The organism is Nonomuraea glycinis, assembly GCF_035920485.1.
GTDB lineage: Bacteria > Actinomycetota > Actinomycetes > Streptosporangiales > Streptosporangiaceae > Nonomuraea > Nonomuraea glycinis.
On record NZ_CP109166.1, the window covers coordinates 1,624,274 to 1,642,554 of the forward strand.

The window sequence follows — 18,281 nt, forward strand, 5'->3', positions numbered from 1 at the left end:
TCATCCTTGATTCACACAAGCCCGTACGCGGCTCACTCGTCGAGGCCGAACTTCTGGAGGTTCTCGAGAACCGTCGCGATGGGGCCTCCGGCACTGGGAATGAGATCGAGGCCGAGGATCTCGTCTCTGTCGAACCAGCCGTACCTTTCGATGAAGTCGTCCTCGACCTGGCGGCTCATGTCCACGTCGACGTTGTTCGCCGTACAGAGCCTGGCGACGGCGATGACCGTCGCGGCGTCCTCCCCGCTTCCCAGTCGCCACGACCACAGGGCCAGTGGGCGCCCAGGGCGCACCTTCAGCCCTACCTCCTCATAAACCTCGCGGACCAGCGCCTCATCAGGTGATTCGTCTCGCTGCATCCGCCCACCCGGCAATTCCCATTTTCCAGGCTCGTGCGGGTCGTCACGGCTCTTCATGACGAGGAGCAGTTTTCCTTGCCATTCGATGACGGCCTTCTGCGCGAACTGCACGAACATCGGGTCCTCCGTGCGTTTTCTGAGGCTGCGAGGTGCTCAAAGCAGGCCGGGCACCCACTTTCGGGGGACTTCTCCGCCGAGCTGTTCCAGGAAACGAAGCCGTCTGAGATGCACGGCCTCCGTCTCCGGATCGCGGGCTTCCTTCAGCTTGGTACGCAAGTCGCGATCACGAAGGAGAATGGCCGCTCTCTCGTCCGCCCCTATCGTGGTCGACACAGAGACATGCTCGGCGACATAACCGAATGTCGACATAAGATCGCATGTAATACTCTCGACGGAGATCGTCAGGTCAGTGTGGGCGGCGTTCTTGTACGCGGCCACGCGATCCTTTCGAATGGGCCGGTCGAGATTGTTCCACAGCTCAGACAGGGACGCGGCCGATCGAGCGTGGTCCTGACGGTAAAAATTCAACGCGGCGTCGGACCACCGTAGCCCGGCACGATCACAGAGAGGAGTCAGAGCGCCCTCTGGATCTCTGACCAGATCTTCATAACGCAGGGTCAGCCAATTATCTTCTCCGACCATTTCTCGACCTTCGAGAGCAGCCTCCTGATCCTGCAGCCAGCGCAGTGCTATCGCCTGGGGATCCTTCGGGCCGATGGGTGCGCTGGAGAACGAGACGGCGACGTCGCGTGGATCTCTTACGAGGTGCAGGTAGAGGATCGGCAGGCCGGATACGTGCAACTGGGCGATGAAGTGAACGTTCTCCAGACACTTGCTGACCCACAGGTTTTTGCCCAGGTGGCGGGCATGAGCGTCGTAGAACGCCACGACCGCGTGCGCGAGCGTAGGTCCGCCCATGGCGGCGACGACCGCCGGCAAGCGATCAGGGAACCGCGGCCAGGCGAGAGCGTTGAGATCGACGAGGCGGCCCAGGTCCTCGGCCAGGCGCCTCCTGTTCGAGGGCTCACCTAATGAGCCGTACCGGGAGGCCAGGTCCTGGAAATCTCTCAGCTTGTGTGCCGAGGGCGGCGCGAAGACGCCGGGCAGCGATCCGAGCAGGAGCCGAAGCAGGTTCGAGCCGGAGCGCTGGGTGCCGACGAGCTGGACCCGCTTCACGTCCGGCACCTCCGCACCCCTGGCGACGCGTCGCGGAGCATCCCGGCGGCTGTCTCTGGAAGGAGTGGGTTGACGTAAACACCCAGGCCCAGCTCCATGGCGCCGGGCCTTTTGAGGGTTCGCACGTCCTTGTGGAGCGGAACGAGCTCTATCCGCAGGTGGTGCGACGCATCGCCCTTGGGCGCCTGCATGACATTGATCAGGTACGGCGGCATCGCGCCCCCATAGGTCACGCGGCACAGTCGCAGACCTGTGTGAAGACAGCCCGCCACCGAGACGAGCTCATCGGGAGACAGCGATGCCAGGTCCGGACGATGAGCCCTGGGCGAAATGATCATTTCGAAGGGCAGTCTCGCCCATGGGGGCACCTGAAGCAGAGCATGGTCGGAGGTCGTCACCGTCAATTCTCGATCGACGGCCAAATCGCATACAGCGCAAGAGTCTGCGCCATGGGTGAGGGTCAGCCGCCTTGGGACAAAGGGCAATCCAACGAGCTGACCATGCGGATGGGCAACCGTGGGTCCGAAGTGGTCCCCCACGGACTCGAAGGCATAGACCGCTTTTACCGATGGACTGCGGAAAAGGTCCATGGTCTTATGGGAGACCTTTTCCAGGAACTGTTGAGTGACCTCTGCCGGAAGGTCGCCGAGTCTCCGGAAGTGGGAGCTGCCGTACACAAGCACCCAGTGCAGTTGCTCTTGTGCGCACTCCTGGGGTGCGGCAATCACGGGGTGTTTGCTCGGAACCAGTCGAACCCGAAGTGGCGCGTCCCCCGCATCGGGGCAGAATGGACATCCGGCGAATGATGTGCCATCGGGACGAATGTCGACCTGTGCCGCCAAATCACGACGGCCCGGAACGCGAAGGAGCCACTCCTGCTCAACAGGGCTCCACGTGGCTATTGGTTCGCTTGACATGTTTCGTCCCGAGGGTCCGATGTCTCGCGGCCGATCCTGGCGTTACCTGTCAGTATCCATTCAAGCCCGAGTGTAGCAGCGGCCGGGTAAAGACAAAGGAGTTCAAGAGGACGACGGCCTTGGTATGGTCAGCTATGGCATCCAGGTTCGACGACGAATCGGCATCGGCCCCAAACATTTTCGACGGCGACCAATTGCGACTCTGGAACAGCTATCACCGTCAATACTGGAACAGCGAGGAACGAATAAGACCGACTTCGTCGGCCCTGGTTCTCGCTGACGGTTTGAGCCGTGGTCGGAGAATTCTTGAGCTGGGGTGCGGGAGTGGCAGAGATGCCGTCTTCCTCCAGAGGCGGGGACACGCGGTCACCGCCACGGACTTCTCGGAGTTCGCCATCGAGGCCAACCTTCACTCCCCAGAGGCATCCGGGGTCGACTTTTCTCTCCATGACCTCCGGACACCTCTGAAATTCTCTGCCGCATCCTTTGACGCGGTCTACGCCCGTCTTTCTCTGCACTACTTCCCGGACAGCATCACCCGGGACGTCTTCCGGGAGATCCATCGTGTTCTGCGCCCTGCCGGGAAAGTCTTTTTCGTCTGCCGGTCAACTGACGACGTGCTTTTCGGGCAAGGCGAGGAGATCGGCCCTGATCTCTTCCGGAGCGACGGTCAGATCCGCCACTTCTTCAGCCAGGAGTACACCAAGGACGTCCTCTCCGCCGAAGGACTCTTCGCCGTCGACAGCCTCGTGCTCCGCGACGAGCTCGTTTACGGCAGTCACGCAAGCGTGGTGCAGTGCCTCGCCGAGCGCTCGCGAGACTAGCGGCCCAACTTCATTCTGGCATTGAGCAACTGGTCGCGCACCGAGAGCGAGTCCGCCCAGCGAACGCAGTCACGCCAGCTCCACATGGTCCTGAATCCGGTCGCCTGTGCTACCAGGCGCCTGAGATATTGGGTGGCACAGGCCGGGGCATGCACGCCGTAAACCTGATCCGATTTTCGGCTGAACAGCAGATAGGGCCTACCGGCGAAAGTTTCGAGCACTCGTTCATACGATGGGAACGACTCGACATCAGGATAGTCACGAGCAACATAGGGAAGAATATCGAAGTCGCCTGGGACCAGGTGCAGGTGGGCATGGTCAATGCAGGCTCCGGCGTGCTTGGCGAACTTCTCGGCCCCATGCTCGAAAAATGAGATCGGGCCATAAGCCTCCCCCAGCAAGGATTCGGCGTCGTGTTTGACCGAATCCAGCTCGGCGCGCTCAGGTGTCGTCAGGCCGGCAAGTGAGGAAATGTGGGCTTTCGTGATGATGAGCAGGTGGCCCTCAGCGAGCGGGGCAGTGTCGAGAATGACCAGGAAGGATGCGCTGCGGAGGATGATCTCATCGGTGCTGTCGGCACGAAAGAGATAATCCCAGACAGGCGACCTCCCCTCCGATACCAAGGCACAAAAGGGGCATTCGGCAGGTCCGTCGAACATAGCCGCTCCACCCCATCTCGCACATTCGGATCGCCTGGCCCTATCTTCACCCGGCATGACGTAGCGCACAGTTCTTAATTTGCTACCTTGAGCTGGCGTCATGGCCATATGTGCGATCACAGGCCGGGCCGATCGTCGCTGTCACCCCGAAAATCCACCCCTCAGAAGCCTCAGAAGGGGATGCCCTACCAGAGGATCAGCAGCAGGGTGAGGCCGAGGCCCAGGGCTATGAAGCCCGGTGTTCTGGGCTCGCGGGCGGCCTCCCGGCGGGCGGAGACCACCAGAATGGCGGCAATGGCCAGGGCCGCCAGCAGGTGCAGGCCGTACCACAGGGGGATGGGGACGGCGGTCGGGTATTCGTCGGCGGAGCCGTGGCCGGTGAACCGGCCGAGCAGGCTCAGGCCCAGGCCGACCAGCGCGAACACGTACCGGAGCCGGCCGAGCAGGGCCCAGACGACGGTCCCCGCCACCAGCAGGGCCGAGAACTGGGCGTGCAGTTGCCGCATGAGCAGGCCGTGGGGCGAGTCGAAGCTGAGCGTCAGCAGGGAGTCGTAGGCCCTGGTCATCATGGTGCCGTGGAGCGGCTCGTAGGCGCCGGTGTAGGGGATCAGCTCGCCGCTGGGCGTGTAGTGGAAGGCCAGGAAGCCGCCGGTGATCAGGACCAGTACGAAGCAGTAGATCAGCATCTCGCCCACCAACTGCCTGAGCCTCTCCATTCGGCATATTTCATCACAAGGTATGCCCTGCCGAGACAGTGCTCACGGGGCGCGGCACCTGCTGCTGGCAGTGATATGGCGAGACAGTTATCGTTGCTACCGTGGAGCGAGATCTCACGCGTGAGCGGATCATCAAGGCGGCGTCCGACCTACTGACCCAGGGCGGCCGGGACGCGGTGTCGACCCGGGCGGTGTGCACGGCGGCGGGGGTGCAGTCGCCGACGCTCTATCGGCTCTTCGGCGACAAGGACGGCCTGCTCGACGCGGTCGCGAGCCACGGTTTCGAGAGCTACATGGCCGACAAGACGGCGCTGGCCGAGACCGACGACCCGGTGGATGACCTGCGGCGCGGCTGGGATCTGCACGTCAGTTTCGGCCTCGCCAACCCGGCCTGCTACGTGCTCATCTACGGCGAGACCCGGCCGGGCGTCGAGTCGACGGCCGCGCGGCGGTCCGCCGCGGTGCTGGCCGCGAGGGTCAGGCGCATCGCCGAGGTGGGACGGTTGCGGGTCAGCGAGGAGCGCGCCGCGCACCTGGTCCACGCCACGGGGTCCGGCCTGACCTTCTCGCTCATCTCGATGCCGGAGGAGCGGCGCGACCCGGCGCTGTCCGTCATGGCGCGCGAGGCGATCATCGCCGCGATCACCACCGGCGACTCCCCCACCGCCGATGCGGGCCCGACGGGCATAGCGGTGGCGCTGCGCGCGGTCGCCCCCCGGCTGACCGCGCTCTCCGCCGCCGAGCGCGCCCTGCTGACCGAGTGGATGGACCGGGTCGCCGCCTCCGAGGGTTGAGCCGCCCAAGGTTTAGCAGTGGTAACACGTGATTGTTGCCATCGGCACCATGACAGCGTTAGTGTCATGGTGTTGTCACTGCTACCACCGAAGAGGTGGAACCATGCGTCTCATAACCCGCACCGTCGCCGCCTTCGCCTCGTTGACCCTGATCACGGGCTGCACGGCCACCACTGCCGAGCCCGGCAGTGCCGTCATCACGAGTCCCCCGGAAGGGCTCGGGCGGATCACCGAACTGGCGTCCGGGCTGGACATGCCGTGGGGGCTGGCGTTCCTGCCGGACGGTTCGGCCCTGGTCTCCGGCCGCGCCTCCGGCCTGATCCACCGCGTCCCCGCCGAGGGCGGCACCCCGGCGCTGGTCGGTGAGGTGCCCGGGGTCGCTCAGAGCGCCGAGGGCGGCTTGCTGGGGCTCGCCACCTCGCCCCGGTTCGCCGACGATCGCACTGTCTACGCGTACGTGTCGTCGTCGCCGACCAACCGGGTCGTGGCCCTGCGCCTCGCCGAGGACCTGGAGTCGTTGCGCCAGGACCGGATCGTGCTGGACGGCATCGGCACCGCGAACCGGCACCACGGCGGCCGGCTGCGCTTCGGCCCCGACGGGAACCTGTGGATCGCGACCGGCGACGCCTTCGATCCACCGGTCGCGCCGAGGCGCGACAACCTCAACGGCAAGGTGCTGCGGATCAAGCCGGACGGCTCGATCCCCGAGGACAACCCGTTCGACACCCCGGTCTACTCCTACGGCCACCGCAACGTGCAGGGCCTGACCGTCGGCCCCGACGGGACCATGTACGCCGCCGAGCTGGGACTGAACGACTGGGACGAGGTCAACGTCATCCGCGTCGGCGAGGACTACGGCTGGCCGGCGGCCGAGGGTCCGGACGGCGAGGGCGGCACCCGGCCGGTGTTCTGGCTGCCGCCGGCCGAGGCGTCCCCGTCCGGCATCGCCTACGCCGAGGGCGCGCTGTGGATGGCCGGGCTGCGCGGGCAGCGGCTGTGGCGGCTGCCGGTCGCGGGCGGGGAACGTACCGGAGAGCCTGTCGCTTACCTCACCGAGCGGTACGGGCGCCTGCGGACCGTGGAGGTCGCGCCCGATGGGGCGCTCTGGGTGACCACGTCCAACACCGACCAGGCGACGCTCGGCGGGACCCCCTCGCGCGAGGGTGACGACCGCATCCTGCGCATCGAACTCGTTCCGACCCCTTCGTGAGGTGACCAGCATGTCCGAAGAAGACCCGACCCGACGTACCGTGATCAAGGTGGGCGCGGCGGTCGCGGCCGTCGCGACGGCGGCGCCGGCCCTGGCGGACGTGGCGGAGGCGGAGACCGCCGTCACTGACACGGCACGGATCTCCCTCAAGGTCAACGGCGTGACGCACCGGCAGGAGCTCGAAGCACGGGTCACCCTGCTCGACGCCCTGCGCGAGCGGATCGGCCTGACCGGCACCAAGAAGGGCTGCGACCGGGGCGAATGCGGCGCCTGCACGGTCCTGGTGGACGGGCGGCGGATCAAGTCCTGCCTGACCCTGGCCGTCATGCAGCAGGGCCGCGAGATCACCACCGTGGAGGGCCTGGCCCGTGGGGACGCACTGCATCCCGTACAGGCGGCCTTCATCAGGAACGACGGGTTCCAGTGCGGCTTCTGCACCCCCGGCCAGCTCATGTCCGCGGTCGCCTGCGTGCACGAGGGACACACCGGGTCCGACGACGAGATCCGCGAGTGGATGAGCGGCAACATCTGCCGGTGCGGCTGCTACCCGAACATCGTCGCCTCCGTCCGCGAAGCCGCCAAGGAGATGAGCTGATGGACGCGTTCGCCTACACCCGCGCCGACCGGCCCGAGCGTGCGGTCCGCCTGGCCGCCGACCCTCGGGCGCGCTACATCGCCGGCGGCACCGACCTGCTGAACCTGATGAAGGACGGCGTGCAGCGGCACGACCACCTGATCGACATCAACGCGCTGCCGCTGGCCGACGTGCGGGAGAGCGGCGGGCGCATCCGGCTCGGCGCGCTGAGCCGGATGAGCGACGTGGCCGTGCACCAAACCGTACGCCGGCGGCTGCCGGTCCTGTCGCAGGCGCTGCTCGCCGGCGCCTCGCCGCAGGTGCGGAACATGGCCTCGCTGGGCGGCAACCTGCTGCAACGTACGCGATGCTGGTATTTCCGGGACCCCACCATGCCCTGCAACAGGCGCGAGCCCGGCAGCGGCTGCCCGGCCCTCGACGGCCTGAACCGGTGGCACGCCATCGTCGGCGGCAGCGACCACTGCATCGCCGTGCACCCCTCCGACCTGGCCGTCGCGCTGACCGCCCTGGACGCCACCGTGCGCACGCTGGGCGCCGAGGGCCCGCGCGAGATCCCGATGGCCGGCTTCTACCTGCCGCCCGGCGACACCCCGCACCTGGAGACCGCCCTGCGCCAGGGCGAGCTCATCACCGGCATCGACGTGCCCGTCACCGACCTGGCCGCCGGCTCGACGTATCTGAAGGTGCGCGATCGGGCCACGTTCGAGTTCGCCGTCGTGTCCGTCGCGGCGCTGGTCCGGCTGCGCGGCGAGGAGGTCCGCGAAGCCCGCCTGGCCTTCGGCGGCATCGCCCCGCGCCCCTGGCGATCGGAGGCGGCGGAGCAGGCGCTGATCGGCCGCCCGCTGAACGCCGCCACGATCGAGGCCGCCGGTGCGGCGCTGGTCCGGGACGCCCGGCCCCGCGAGCACAACGCCTTCAAGATCCCGCTGGTCCAGCGGGCCCTGTCCGACATCCTTGGCCAGTTCGGGAGGAACCGATGACGGAGTCCCAGGTCGGCCGGCCGGTCAGCCGGGTGGACGGCGTCGCCAAGGTCACCGGCGTGGCCCGGTACGCGGCCGACGCCGAGGTGCGCGGGGTGACCCACGCGGTCCTGGTCATGAGCACGGTCGCGCGCGGCCGGGTCACCGCCATCGACACCGCCGGGGCGAGCGCCGCGCCGGGGGTGCTGGGCGTCTTCACCCACCAGAACCTGGCCCGCCTCGCCCTGCCCAGCCCGGCGGTCGCGTTCCTGAAGCGGTTCCTGCCCGTACAGGATGACCTGATCCGGCACGCGGGCCAGCCCGTCGCGATCGTGGTGGCGGACACCCTGGAACGGGCCCAGCAGGCGTCCGGCCTGGTCGGCGTCAGCTACCGGGCGGAGCCGCCCCGGGTGGTGCTCGCCGACGACATGGGCGAGGCGTACGTCCCGCCGGAGACCAACGACGGGGCCAACGACTATGTACGCGGGGATGTGGCCGCCGGGCTGGCCGCCGCGCACGCCGTGGCCGAGACCACCTACACCACGCCGATGCAGCACCACAACGCCCTCGAACCGTCGGTCACGGTGGCCGCCTGGGACGGCGACCGGCTGACGGTGCACGAATCCACGCAGGGCATCTCCAACACCCAGAACGCGCTCATGCAGGCTTTCGGGCTCCCCCGCGAGAACGTACGCGTCCTGTCGCCGTACCTGGGCGGCGGTTTTGGGGCGAAAGGCCCGGTGTGGCCGCACACCGTGCTCACGGCGGCGGTCGCGCGGCAGGTCGGGCGGCCCGTCAAGCTGGTGCTGACGCGGGCGCAGGCGTACACCTCCAACGGGCACCGCGCCGAGACGCACCAGGTGCTGCGCGTCGGCGCCGCCCGCGACGGGCGGCTCACCGCGATCCAGCACACGGTCACCCAGCAGGTGTCCCGCACCGAGGACGCGCTGCTCAACAGCTCGGAGCCGACCCGCATCCTGTACGCCTGCCCGAACGTACGCTCGACCCAGCAGGCGGTACGGCTCGACCTGCCGATGGGCAGCTTCGTGCGGTCACCGGAGACGGCGACGAGTCACGCGCTGGAGTCCACGCTCGACGAGCTCAGTTACACCCTCGGCCTGGACCCGGTCGAGCTCAGGGTGCGCAACTGGTCGGCCACCAACCAGGAGTCCGGCGAGCGTCATGGCAGCAGCTACCTGCGCGAATGCTACGAGCGAGGCGCGGAGCGCTTCGGCTGGTCGCGTCGTGATCCCCGGCCGGGCTCCATGCGTGACCGGGACGGGCTGATCGGCTGGGGCATGGCCACCGCCGCGCACACCGCGGGCGGCCGGCCGGGCTCGTCGGCCACCGTGACGATCGGCGTCGACGGCACCGCGCGGATCCGGTCGGGCACGCAGGACCTCGGCACCGGGACGTACACGGTGATGCGCCAACTCGGCGCCGAGGTGCTCGGCCTGCGGCTGCGCGGGGTCCGCTTCGATCTGGGCGACTCGGCCTTCCCTCCGGCGTTCGCGTCGGCGGCGTCGGCGACGGTGCCGAGCGTCGGCGGCGGAGTCGTCCGCGCCGCGACCGCCGCCCGCGACCAGGTGATCGCGCTCGCGGTGGCCGATCCGGACAGTCCGCTGCACGGCGCCGCGCCTGATCAGGTCAGCGTCGGGGACGGGGACCTGTTCCTCACCGAGCGGCCGTCGCGGCGGGTCGGTTACCGGCAGGTGATGCGCCGCCACGGCCGGCCGATCGAGGTGACCAGCGAGGCGGTCTTCGCGCCGATGGGGTACTCGGTCGGCGCCACCTTCGTCGAGGTGCACGTGGACCCGGTGCTGGGGCGGGTCCGGGTACGGCGGATGGTGGGGGTGTTCGACTGCGGCCGGGTCCTCAACCACCGCACCGCCCGGAGTCAGGCGATCGGCGGGGCCATCTGGGCGATCGGGTTCACGCTCAGCGAGCACACCCTGGTCGACCCGAACCTGGGGCGGATCGTCACCCCGAACCTGTCCGGTTACCTCGTCCCGGTCAACGCCGACGTGCCGGACATCGACGTCAGCTTCATCGACAAGCCGGACCCGTCCAGCCCGGCGCTCGGCGCACGGGGCTTCGGCGAGACACCCATGACCGGGGTGACCGCGGCCATCGGCAACGCCGTCTACCACGCGATCGGCCACCGCATCCGCGACCTGCCGATCACCCAGGACAAGATCATCGCCGCCCTGTCCTGACTGTCGTACGACTAGAAGGACGGCCCGAGCCTCAGGCCCGAGCCGTCTCCTTCAGCCCCCGGGATGTGTCCCTCAGTAGATGCGGTACTTCTTGCCGCAGTTGTCGAACTTGCCGGCCCAGCAGGTGTAGGTGTAGACCTTGCCGATCCCGTGGCCGCTCCACGCGCCGACCTTCTTGCCGTCCCAGGCGTGGTTGAACTTGTGCCAGGAGCCGTTCTTGTAGACCTCGAACCACACCCAGCCCTTCTTGCCACCGAACTTGTCCACCCCGTACCACTTCGTGAACACCTTGCCGTGGCTCTTCCACGTCTTGCCGTAGGTGTACGCCTTGTGGTCGGAGGAGAAGAACTTGCCCCACTTGACGACGGTGGCCGTACTGGCAGTCGTGCTCGTCTGCGTGGCCGCCTGAGCGGCAGGAGCCACGGCCAGACCGGTGACGGCCATCGAACCGGCCAGCGCCGCGATCGCAAGAGTCTTACGCATTTCGGGTTCCTCCCCCAATAGGTGCTGCTTTCCGACAACACGAACGCTACGGAGAACCCCAGCGATCAACTGTGGAGGAATCCACACACACCATGTGATCGGCACCACACCCGTACGCGAAGAGGGCATGATCCGCGATCAAGTGCCGCGATACGCTCTGGCGTGCCCGAAAACGCCACCCCGCCACCGCCGTTACCGGCGCTCACCCGGATCCTGATCGGCCCGCCGGGGAAGGTCCTGCTCCCCCTCGTCGCCCTGGTGGCCCTGATCATCCTGAACAACAGCAGCCTGCCGGGCGGCGGCTCCTTCCAACTGCTGCTCATGGGCCTCGGGCTGGCGTACGGCACGATAATCGTGTGGGTTGCCCGGTTCGTGGTGGCCCTGTTCCGGTCGGACGGCCGGTCCATGCTGCGCCGGCACTGGGTCCGCTGGGCGGCGGCCCCGGTCATGGCGGTGGCCGTGATCGGGCCGGTGTACGCCGACCTGCCCTTCAGCGCCCGGTTCGCGCTGTCGGAGAGCAGCCTGGAGAGCCTCGCCCGGACGGTCGCGTCGGGCCCCGCATCAACCGACGACGCGGACCAGTGGGTGGGCCTCTACCCGCTGACGTCGATCAGCCGGACAGAGGACGGCGCACGGTTCCTGGTGGACGGCACCGGCTTCCTGAACCAGTACGGCTTCGCCTGGAGCCCGAAGGGCCCACCGGCGGAGGAAAGCCACACGGACTACACGCACATCCAAGGCCCTTGGTACATCTGGGAGATGCAATGGTAAGGGTGCCCGGAGAGCCTGGCGTGTGGGTCTTCGTGGCCGTCGCCCAGATGATCGTCGTCTACTTCCTGCCGGGCAACATCATCTGGCCCGCAGTGCCCATCCTCTCGCTGCTGGCCATGATCGCCGCCGTGACCAGGGCCTACCAGGACGCGGAACAACTCCGCACCACGGACGAACACCAGCCGCCGACGTGACCCTCGTGACGGGGTGAGGCGACGGTCACGGGAGAGTGGCCCTGCTGACAAAGTACGAAATCGGCTGAAATGCTGATGGCTTCCTCGACATGTACGGAGTGTTCCAATTCCGAGACCGAGGAGGCCGACCATGGGGATTCCCAGTGGATGACCGGAAGCACCGGTTCGAGGCCGTTTACACGCAGACGTACGAGCACATCCTCGGCTACGCCATGCGCCGCTGCGACTCACCGGAGAACGCGGCGGACGTGGTGGCCGAGACGTTCGCCATCGCCTGGCGCCGCGCCGACGCGCTGCCGCCGGACGGTGAGGCCAGGCTCTGGCTGTACGGCGTGGCCAGGAACGTGCTGGCCAATCATCGGCGCGGCCTGGCCAGGCACCGGCACCGGAGCGTGGAGCTCGACACCGACGTCGCCGACCTGTACGCCCACTCGCCCGAGGGCAGCGTCGAGCTGGGCGTGATCGGGCGAACGTTCCGGGAGCTCGCCGAGGACGACAGAGAGCTGATCTCGCTGGTGGCCTGGGAGGGCCTGGACAACGGGGAGATCGCCAAGGTGCTCGGCTGCTCGCGCAACGCCGTGCGCATCAGGCTCTACCGGGCGCGCAAGCGCTTCTCCAAGGCGCTGGCAGGGGCCGGCGTCTCCGTCTCTCATCTTGTCGTGGAGTCAGCATGAACGAAGTGCAGAACCTTGCCAGGTGCCGTGACCAGGACCTGGCCGGGGCGGCGTCCGGTGCGGGGGCACGGACGCTCCTCACCTCCATCACCACCGAGGAGCCGCAGTTCGAGGGCCGGGTGGTCCGTACGAGCCGAACGCGCCGGGTGCTCGGGGGCGCGGTGGCCGCCGGCGGGCTCGCGGCGGCGGCCGTGATCGGCCCTGCCCTCCTGGGCGAGAGCGGCACCGCCACCTCCTACGCCAACTCGGCCATGGACATCCGGCTCCAGGGCGACCACTACGTGGCCGTCATCAAGGACCCGCTGGCCGACTTCGCCAAGTTCACCGAGGGATTCAAGGCGGTGGGCCTGAACGTGCGGCTGGAGCCGGTGCCGTCGTCGCCGACCCAGGTCGGCGAGATCACTCGGGTGAAGGCCGGTCCCGGCGGCATCGGCGACCACCCGAACGACGACCGCAGGATCGGCAGCGGCACCACGCCCGCCGGCTGCGAGCTCGGACAGGCCGGGTGCGCCATGACGGTGATGGTCCAGCGCGACTATGCCGGCAACGGCGTGGTCAACCTTGGGCGGCCCGCCCGGCCAGGGGAGAAGTACCAGAACGCCCGGCCGGCCACGGTCAAGGGCGAGATGCTGGAGGGCTACCGGGCCGACGAGAAGACCGTGGGAGAGGTGGTCGCCGAGGCCCACCGGCGGGGGCTGAAGGCGGTCTTCGAGGTCATCACGCCGGCGCCGGACCACAACGGATGGAATGTCGATCCGGACAAGCAGTCGGCTCAGGTGGGGGACGACTGGATCGTCTGGGAGGCGCGGTCGGAGGAGGCCGGCGTGCTGCGGCTGCAGGTGACCGAGGATCGCCTGCCGAAGAACCCGATCTACGGTGGTCCGAAGCCGGCCCAGTTCACCGGCTGAGCTCGACGACCGCACGCGGATGAGACCAGCCAGGCGTCCGGCTGAACACTAGCTGTCCGGATGGGTCACGATCGTCCGCAGTGCGGTGCGTAGGTGCTGTGCGGCCTGCGGGGTGAGGGGCGCGAGGAGGGCGCGTTCGGCGTCGTCGCTCGCCTCGATGGCCTGGCTGAGGGTTTTTCGTCCGGCTTCGGTCAGTTCGACCACGTTGCGGCGGCGGTCGTTCGCGTCCGGGTGACGTGACACCAGGCCTTTGCCCTGGAGTGTGTCCAGCAGCGCGACCATCGTCGTGCGGTCGATCCCCAGTCGCTGTGCAGCCTGCTGCTGAGAAGCCGGCTCGTGGCCGGCGAGGGCGAGCAGCACTCCCAGCTCACGCCCGTCGATCCCGTACGGCCTCAGCGCGTTCGTGTACAGCTCGTCCAGCCGCAGGCGCGCGTGCTTGAGGAGGTAACCCAGACGACTGTTCAACTCGGGGCCCGGCCCGCCGGAGGTAGACACCCGCCTATTCTATCGCTAACCTGATTGTCAGTTGCACTGATAATCAGCTAGACGACAGGAAGGGCAAGGCAATGATTCTGGTCACCGGGGGTCTGGGGTTCATCGGGGCTCACACCGTGCGGGCGCTGCTCGATCTGGGCGAGGAGTGCGTGCTGGTTCAGCGGCGGAGCGCCGAGGTGCCGGCCGACCTCGCCGAGGCGCGGGTGGCGGTGGAGCGGGCCGACATCACCGATCTGACGGCGCTGCTCGACGTCGGCGCACGCCACAAGATCACTGGCATCGTGCATCTCGCGGGGTCCATGCCGTGGCCGCCCAGCGCCGACGAGCCCGTGGAGGCCACCCGTAAAGCCATCGGCGGGCTCCTCAACATCCTGCAGGCCGCCCAGAGCTGGGGCGTGGCGCGGGTCGGTGTCGCGAGCACGATCGGCGTCTACGCCGGTCTGCCCGGCGCGGGCCCGCTGCGGGAGGACATGCCGTTGCCGATGACCTCACCCCACCTGATCCCGACGTTCAAGAAGGTCGGCGAGCTGCTCAACGACCATCTGGCCGAGGCCGCCGGCCTCGACGTCGTCAACTACCGCGTCTCCGCCACCTGGGGCCCGCGCGGCCACTCCGACCCGTTCTTCCCCGCCCCCGCATTCGTCCACGCGGCCGCCCGCGGCACCGCGCCGGATCTCTCCGGGCTGCGGGCCCCCGCCTACGCGGACGACGCGATCGACCTGTGCTACGTGAAGGACACCGGCCGGGCCATCGCGCTCCTCCAGCTCGCCGACCGGCTCGACCACCGCACCTACAACGTCGCGTCCGGCCGCGCGACGACCAACGCCGAGGTCATCGCCGCGATCAAGAAGGTCGTCCCGGACGCCCCGATCGAGCTGCCCACCGGCGGGACCGGCCATCACAACCACCTCGACATCACCCGCATCCAGCAGGACACCGGCTACCGGCCCGCCTACGACACCGAACGCGCGGCCGCCGACTACATCGCCTGGCTGCGTGCGGGCAATGAGCGCTGAGCACCGCGCAGGCGGTGGGGAAGCCGCGGCGCCTGGCCGGCCTCACCGGCCCCACCTGCCGACCTGACCAGGTGCCGCGGACGTGGATTCGGTCCCGTGCGAAAGGCGTACGGGAAGATCAGTGCAGGACCACGGTTTTGTGGCCGTTGAGGGCGACGCGGTTCTCGGTGTGCCAGCGGACCGCGCGGGCCAGCGCCCGGCACTCCGTCTCGCGGCCGCGCGCGACGAACTCGTCGGCGCTGATCGAGTGGTCCACCCGCATGATCTGCTGCTCGATGATCGGGCCCTCGTCCAGGTCGGCCGTGACGTAGTGGGCCGTGGCCCCGACGACCTTGACGCCGCGGTCATAGGCCTGCTGGTACGGGCGGGCGCCCTTGAAGCTGGGCAGCATCGAGTGGTGGATGTTGATCGCGCGGCCTTCGAGCCGCTTGCACAGGTCCTCCGAGAGGATCTGCATGTAGCGGGCGAGGACGACGAGGTCGACCTTCTCGGTCTCCACGATCTCCATGAGGCGGGCCTCGGCCTCGGGCTTGGTGTCGGGGGTGACCGGGATGTGGGTGAAGGGCACGCTGTAGTTGTCGGCCAGCATGGCGAGGTCGGGGTGGTTGGAGACGACCCCGGCGATGTCGATGTTCAGCTCGCCGACGGAGTTGCGGTAGAGCAGGTCGTTGAGGCAGTGGCCGAACTTGCTCACCATGATCAGGACGCGCTGGCGGGCGGCGGCGTCGCCGAGGCGCCAGGTCATGCCGAAGCGGGACGCCACCTGCGTGAAGTCCCGCCGCAGGTCCGGCACCGACAGTGCCTCGCCCTCGGCGTGGGCGAACTGGACGCGCATGAAGAAGGTACGGCTGTCCGGGTCGTCGAACTGCTGGCTCTGCACGATCGTGCACTGCCGGTCGACGAGGAACCCGGCGACCGCGTACACGATGCCGGGGGTGTCCGGGCAGGACAGCATGAGGACGTACTGCCCGGCGGAGCGGGCTGCTTCGGCGGTGGCGGTCATGAGGGCTCCTGACTGCTGAGGAGGCGGGCGCCGTGCACGCGGGCGGCGGCCGCGGTGTTGCGCAGCAGCCACACGTCGGTGACGGGGCCGACTCCGCCGGGGACGGGGGTGAGGGCACGGACGCGGGGGGCGACGCTGGCATGGTCGACGTCGCCGACCATGTGGGTGACGCCGTCGGGGCCGGTTCGCGGGTTGATGCCGACGTCGATGACGACGGCGTGGTCGTTCACGTGCTCCGCCCGGATCAGGCCGGGCCGGCCCGCCGCGACGATGAGGACGTCGGCGCGGCGGGTGTGGCGGCCGAGGGTGCCGGTGTGGCTGGCCCATTCGTCGATCGACTCGACGGCGGCCTGCCGGTCGTAGCCGAGGGAGACGGCGGGCTTGCCGACGTTGTTGGAGCGGCCGACGACGACGATGAGCGAGCGGTGGTAGAAGTCCGCCCGGTCCTCGCCGACGGAGTCGAGCCAGGTGTCCAGCAGGTGGTAGGCCGAGGCCGCCGTCGAGGGGACGTAACGGGGCACGCCGAGGGCGAGGAGGCCGGCGTTCTGCGGGTGTACGGCCTCGATGTCCTTGGCGGGGTGGATGGCCTGGAAGGTGACGGCCTCGCTGAGGTGCGGCGGCAGGGGGCGCAGGACGAGGATGCCGGACACGTCGGGGGCGGCGTTCAGCTCGGCGATGGTGTCGTCGAGCTCGGCCTGGGAGACGGTCGCGGGCAGCCTGCAGGGCAGGTACGGCACGCCGAGGTCGGCGGCGAGCCGGCGCAGGCGGCGCTCGTACGCGACCGAGCCGTAGGCGTCCCCCACCATGACGGTCGCCAGGCCGATGGGCAGGCGTTCCTCTTTGAGGAGCTCGATGTCGGCCGCCACGCTCGCTTTGAGGGCGCGGGCGCAGGTTCGCCCGTCGATGACCTGTGCGCTCATGAGCCGTTCCCGAGTCGCGCCTGCAGCTTGCGCCGCCAGGCCTCGGTCTTCTCCAGCTCGTTGAAGGTGAACAGGTGGAATCCGGCGAGGTTCGTCTCCGTCTCGGCGAGGCGCGGGGCGAGGCCCTCGAACAGCTTGTCGGGGCGGTATCCGCCGGGCAGGAAGAAGCGCCACAGCATGTTCTGCTGCTTCTTCAGGAAGCGGGCGGACTGGCCGAGACCCAGGCCGGCCGAGATGCGGATGAGCTTCTGCCGGCTGACGGCGCCGGGGATGCCGGCGAAGACCGGCAGCTCGACGCCGCGCCGCTTGAGCGTGCCCGCCCACGCGGCCGTCGTGCCGGCGTCGAAGCAGAGCTGGGTGACGATGTGGGTGGCGTAGGCGGCCTTGCGCTCGATGGCGCGCTCGATCAGCTCGTCGCTGATGGCGCCGTGGCCTTCGGGGTAGCCGCCGATGCCGATCCGGGTGAAGGGGTGCCCGAGCGTGTCGAGCGTGTCGAGCAGGGAGTAGGCGTCGTGGAAGTCGCCGGCGGGCGTGGCGGCGTCGCCGCCGATCACGAAGATGCCGTCGACGCCGGCCTCGCGCAGCTGGGCGACGATGTCGACCAGGTGCCGCTCGTCTCTGACGAGGCGGGCGGCGAGGTGCGGGGCCACCTGGTAGCCGTGGCCGGTCAGCTTCTGGGCCAGGTCGAGGGTGGGTCCCAGGCCCTTGGCCTCGGTGGTGGTGACCGTCATCGAGATGCCGGTCGGCACGTGTTCGAGGACCTGCTCCTCGGTGCTCCTGAACGGCAGGATCTCGTAGCTGATGGCGTTCAGCGCCCGCGTGAGTGCTTGGCGGCGGGTCGGCGCCGGTCCGGTCCCGCCGGTGCGCAGGCTGGTCATCGGAGACTCTTTGGGGGCATGGTGAAAGAGACCTTTCGTCGAGCAGGCAGACGCCGAGGACGCGGGCCGGCGGGGGATGCCGAGCATCTGGCTCCACCACCGACACTAGGCAGCGGCCCGATCGGAGAAACGACGCGGATGACGGCTCTTACGCCTGCGCCCGTCCTAGCCGAACTGCGACAAGTGACGTAGAACGGGTGCCCCGGACCGGCCTGACGAGGAAAGGGTCAGGCCTCTTGCGGGTGGGTGGCGAGCGGCTCGACGGTCACGTCCATCCACGGCCACTGCGGCAGGGACGCCAGCGCGTCATGCAGGGCGGTGGCGTCGGGGGCCTCCCACAGGCCGATGACCGCACGCCGTCCCGGCACCCGCCAGAGCCTCTTCAGGATGCCGTCCTCGCGCAGCTCCATGGCACGGGCGCGCTCGGCGACCTTCAGCCGTCCCCGCTCGGCGTCGTTCATGCTGTCGGGAAGATGGGTCTCGAAACGAACCAGGAACTCCATCGCTGCCTCTC

Annotated in this window: 21 protein-coding genes; 11 read left to right on the forward strand and 10 right to left on the reverse strand. The window is 68.6% G+C overall.

Going from position 1 to position 18,281, the window contains the following annotated elements; all coding sequences use genetic code 11:
- Positions 1–32: 32 nt before the first annotated feature.
- On the reverse strand, positions 33–476 hold the full coding sequence (locus OHA68_RS07470; RefSeq protein ID WP_327106946.1) for an NUDIX domain-containing protein: 444 nt from the start codon (positions 474–476) through the stop codon (positions 33–35).
- 36 nt (positions 477–512) lie between these two features.
- Positions 513–1,535, reverse strand: a complete 1,023-nt coding sequence (locus OHA68_RS07475) for a sulfotransferase family protein (RefSeq protein ID WP_327106947.1) — start codon at positions 1,533–1,535, stop codon at positions 513–515.
- A gap of 1,051 nt (positions 1,536–2,586) precedes the next feature.
- Here OHA68_RS07475 and OHA68_RS07480 point away from each other — a divergent pair.
- Complete coding sequence (locus tag OHA68_RS07480) at positions 2,587–3,276, forward strand: class I SAM-dependent methyltransferase (protein WP_327106948.1); 690 nt, start codon at positions 2,587–2,589, stop codon at positions 3,274–3,276.
- Here the strand turns inward: OHA68_RS07480 and OHA68_RS07485 are convergent.
- A complete protein-coding gene (locus OHA68_RS07485) occupies positions 3,273–3,935 on the reverse strand; it encodes an HIT family protein (RefSeq protein ID WP_327106949.1) in 663 nt (220 codons plus the stop codon). The genes OHA68_RS07480 and OHA68_RS07485 overlap by 4 nt on opposite strands.
- 185 nt (positions 3,936–4,120) lie before the next feature.
- Positions 4,121–4,651 (reverse strand): hypothetical protein, encoded by a 531-nt coding sequence (locus OHA68_RS07490; protein WP_327106950.1) that lies wholly within the window; start codon positions 4,649–4,651, stop codon positions 4,121–4,123.
- 101 nt (positions 4,652–4,752) lie between these two features.
- Here OHA68_RS07490 and OHA68_RS07495 point away from each other — a divergent pair, with 101 nt between their 5' ends.
- From OHA68_RS07495 to OHA68_RS07515, 5 genes are all read left to right on the forward strand, one after another.
- Positions 4,753–5,445: a TetR/AcrR family transcriptional regulator gene (locus OHA68_RS07495; RefSeq protein ID WP_327106951.1), complete on the forward strand. Its 693-nt coding sequence runs from the start codon at positions 4,753–4,755 to the stop codon at positions 5,443–5,445.
- Positions 5,446–5,548: 103 nt separating this feature from the next.
- Positions 5,549–6,655, forward strand: a complete 1,107-nt coding sequence (locus OHA68_RS07500) for a PQQ-dependent sugar dehydrogenase (RefSeq protein ID WP_327106952.1) — start codon at positions 5,549–5,551, stop codon at positions 6,653–6,655.
- Between the two features lie 10 nt (positions 6,656–6,665).
- Positions 6,666–7,250: a (2Fe-2S)-binding protein gene (locus tag OHA68_RS07505; protein ID WP_327106953.1), complete on the forward strand. Its 585-nt coding sequence runs from the start codon at positions 6,666–6,668 to the stop codon at positions 7,248–7,250.
- Entirely contained in the window at positions 7,250–8,230 is a 981-nt protein-coding gene (locus tag OHA68_RS07510; RefSeq protein WP_327106954.1) for an FAD binding domain-containing protein, read from the forward strand. The genes OHA68_RS07505 and OHA68_RS07510 overlap by 1 nt, the downstream gene beginning before the upstream one ends.
- Positions 8,227–10,425, forward strand: coding sequence for a xanthine dehydrogenase family protein molybdopterin-binding subunit (locus OHA68_RS07515; RefSeq protein ID WP_327106955.1), 2,199 nt, complete (start codon positions 8,227–8,229; stop codon positions 10,423–10,425). The genes OHA68_RS07510 and OHA68_RS07515 overlap by 4 nt, the downstream gene beginning before the upstream one ends.
- 72 nt (positions 10,426–10,497) lie before the next feature.
- Here OHA68_RS07515 and OHA68_RS07520 read toward each other — a convergent pair whose 3' ends face one another.
- A complete protein-coding gene (locus tag OHA68_RS07520; protein WP_327106956.1) occupies positions 10,498–10,908 on the reverse strand; it encodes a hypothetical protein in 411 nt (136 codons plus the stop codon).
- 162 nt (positions 10,909–11,070) lie between these two features.
- On the opposite strand from OHA68_RS07520, the gene OHA68_RS07525 reads away from it, so the two are divergent.
- The 4 genes from OHA68_RS07525 (at position 11,071) to OHA68_RS07540 (ending at position 13,455) form a co-directional block, all read left to right on the forward strand.
- Positions 11,071–11,679 carry a hypothetical protein gene (locus OHA68_RS07525; RefSeq protein WP_327106957.1) on the forward strand — a complete coding sequence of 203 codons (609 nt, stop codon included), beginning with the start codon at positions 11,071–11,073 and terminating at the stop codon, positions 11,677–11,679.
- 2 nt (positions 11,680–11,681) lie between these two features.
- On the forward strand, positions 11,682–11,873 hold the full coding sequence (locus OHA68_RS07530; RefSeq protein WP_327106958.1) for a hypothetical protein: 192 nt from the start codon (positions 11,682–11,684) through the stop codon (positions 11,871–11,873).
- A gap of 143 nt (positions 11,874–12,016) precedes the next feature.
- Positions 12,017–12,547, forward strand: a complete 531-nt coding sequence (locus OHA68_RS07535; RefSeq protein ID WP_327106959.1) for an RNA polymerase sigma factor — start codon at positions 12,017–12,019, stop codon at positions 12,545–12,547.
- A complete protein-coding gene (locus tag OHA68_RS07540; RefSeq protein ID WP_327106960.1) occupies positions 12,544–13,455 on the forward strand; it encodes a hypothetical protein in 912 nt (303 codons plus the stop codon). Before OHA68_RS07535 ends, OHA68_RS07540 begins: the two co-directional genes overlap by 4 nt.
- A gap of 48 nt (positions 13,456–13,503) precedes the next feature.
- Here the strand turns inward: OHA68_RS07540 and OHA68_RS07545 are convergent, their stop codons facing one another.
- Entirely contained in the window at positions 13,504–13,950 is a 447-nt protein-coding gene (locus OHA68_RS07545; RefSeq protein ID WP_327106961.1) for a MarR family winged helix-turn-helix transcriptional regulator, read from the reverse strand.
- Between the two features lie 71 nt (positions 13,951–14,021).
- On the opposite strand from OHA68_RS07545, the gene OHA68_RS07550 reads away from it, so the two are divergent.
- A complete protein-coding gene (locus OHA68_RS07550; RefSeq protein WP_327106962.1) occupies positions 14,022–14,966 on the forward strand; it encodes an NAD-dependent epimerase/dehydratase family protein in 945 nt (314 codons plus the stop codon).
- A 118-nt stretch (positions 14,967–15,084) separates the two neighbouring features.
- Here OHA68_RS07550 and purU read toward each other — a convergent pair whose 3' ends face one another.
- The 4 genes from purU to OHA68_RS07570 all read right to left on the reverse strand — a co-directional run bounded on the left by purU (position 15,085) and on the right by OHA68_RS07570 (position 18,270).
- Positions 15,085–15,969: a formyltetrahydrofolate deformylase gene (purU, locus tag OHA68_RS07555; protein ID WP_327106963.1), complete on the reverse strand. Its 885-nt coding sequence runs from the start codon at positions 15,967–15,969 to the stop codon at positions 15,085–15,087.
- Positions 15,966–16,889 carry a bifunctional 5,10-methylenetetrahydrofolate dehydrogenase/5,10-methenyltetrahydrofolate cyclohydrolase gene (locus OHA68_RS07560; protein ID WP_327106964.1) on the reverse strand — a complete coding sequence of 308 codons (924 nt, stop codon included), beginning with the start codon at positions 16,887–16,889 and terminating at the stop codon, positions 15,966–15,968. Before OHA68_RS07560 ends, purU begins: the two co-directional genes overlap by 4 nt.
- Entirely contained in the window at positions 16,886–17,767 is an 882-nt protein-coding gene (locus tag OHA68_RS07565; RefSeq protein WP_327106965.1) for a methylenetetrahydrofolate reductase, read from the reverse strand. The genes OHA68_RS07560 and OHA68_RS07565 overlap by 4 nt, the downstream gene beginning before the upstream one ends.
- A 227-nt stretch (positions 17,768–17,994) precedes the next feature.
- Positions 17,995–18,270 carry a muconolactone Delta-isomerase gene (locus OHA68_RS07570; protein ID WP_327106966.1) on the reverse strand — a complete coding sequence of 92 codons (276 nt, stop codon included), beginning with the start codon at positions 18,268–18,270 and terminating at the stop codon, positions 17,995–17,997.
- Positions 18,271–18,281 lie beyond the last annotated feature (11 nt).

What these genes read in the sequence shown, in the direction of transcription:
- OHA68_RS07470 (WP_327106946.1), bottom strand. Translation starts at nt 476, where the DNA reads ATGTTCGTGCAGTTCGCGCAGAAGGCCGTCATCGAATGGCAAGGAAAA.
- OHA68_RS07480 (WP_327106948.1), top strand. Translation starts at nt 2,587, where the DNA reads ATGGCATCCAGGTTCGACGACGAATCGGCATCGGCCCCAAACATTTTC.
- OHA68_RS07485 (WP_327106949.1), bottom strand. Translation starts at nt 3,935, where the DNA reads ATGTTCGACGGACCTGCCGAATGCCCCTTTTGTGCCTTGGTATCGGAG.
- OHA68_RS07490 (WP_327106950.1), bottom strand. Translation starts at nt 4,651, where the DNA reads ATGGAGAGGCTCAGGCAGTTGGTGGGCGAGATGCTGATCTACTGCTTC.
- OHA68_RS07500 (WP_327106952.1), top strand. Translation starts at nt 5,549, where the DNA reads ATGCGTCTCATAACCCGCACCGTCGCCGCCTTCGCCTCGTTGACCCTG.
- OHA68_RS07505 (WP_327106953.1), top strand. Translation starts at nt 6,666, where the DNA reads ATGTCCGAAGAAGACCCGACCCGACGTACCGTGATCAAGGTGGGCGCG.
- OHA68_RS07510 (WP_327106954.1), top strand. Translation starts at nt 7,250, where the DNA reads ATGGACGCGTTCGCCTACACCCGCGCCGACCGGCCCGAGCGTGCGGTC.
- OHA68_RS07515 (WP_327106955.1), top strand. Translation starts at nt 8,227, where the DNA reads ATGACGGAGTCCCAGGTCGGCCGGCCGGTCAGCCGGGTGGACGGCGTC.
- OHA68_RS07520 (WP_327106956.1), bottom strand. Translation starts at nt 10,908, where the DNA reads ATGCGTAAGACTCTTGCGATCGCGGCGCTGGCCGGTTCGATGGCCGTC.
- OHA68_RS07540 (WP_327106960.1), top strand. Translation starts at nt 12,544, where the DNA reads ATGAACGAAGTGCAGAACCTTGCCAGGTGCCGTGACCAGGACCTGGCC.
- OHA68_RS07550 (WP_327106962.1), top strand. Translation starts at nt 14,022, where the DNA reads ATGATTCTGGTCACCGGGGGTCTGGGGTTCATCGGGGCTCACACCGTG.
- purU (WP_327106963.1), bottom strand. Translation starts at nt 15,969, where the DNA reads ATGACCGCCACCGCCGAAGCAGCCCGCTCCGCCGGGCAGTACGTCCTC.
- OHA68_RS07560 (WP_327106964.1), bottom strand. Translation starts at nt 16,889, where the DNA reads ATGAGCGCACAGGTCATCGACGGGCGAACCTGCGCCCGCGCCCTCAAA.
- OHA68_RS07565 (WP_327106965.1), bottom strand. Translation starts at nt 17,767, where the DNA reads ATGACCAGCCTGCGCACCGGCGGGACCGGACCGGCGCCGACCCGCCGC.
- OHA68_RS07570 (WP_327106966.1), bottom strand. Translation starts at nt 18,270, where the DNA reads ATGGAGTTCCTGGTTCGTTTCGAGACCCATCTTCCCGACAGCATGAAC.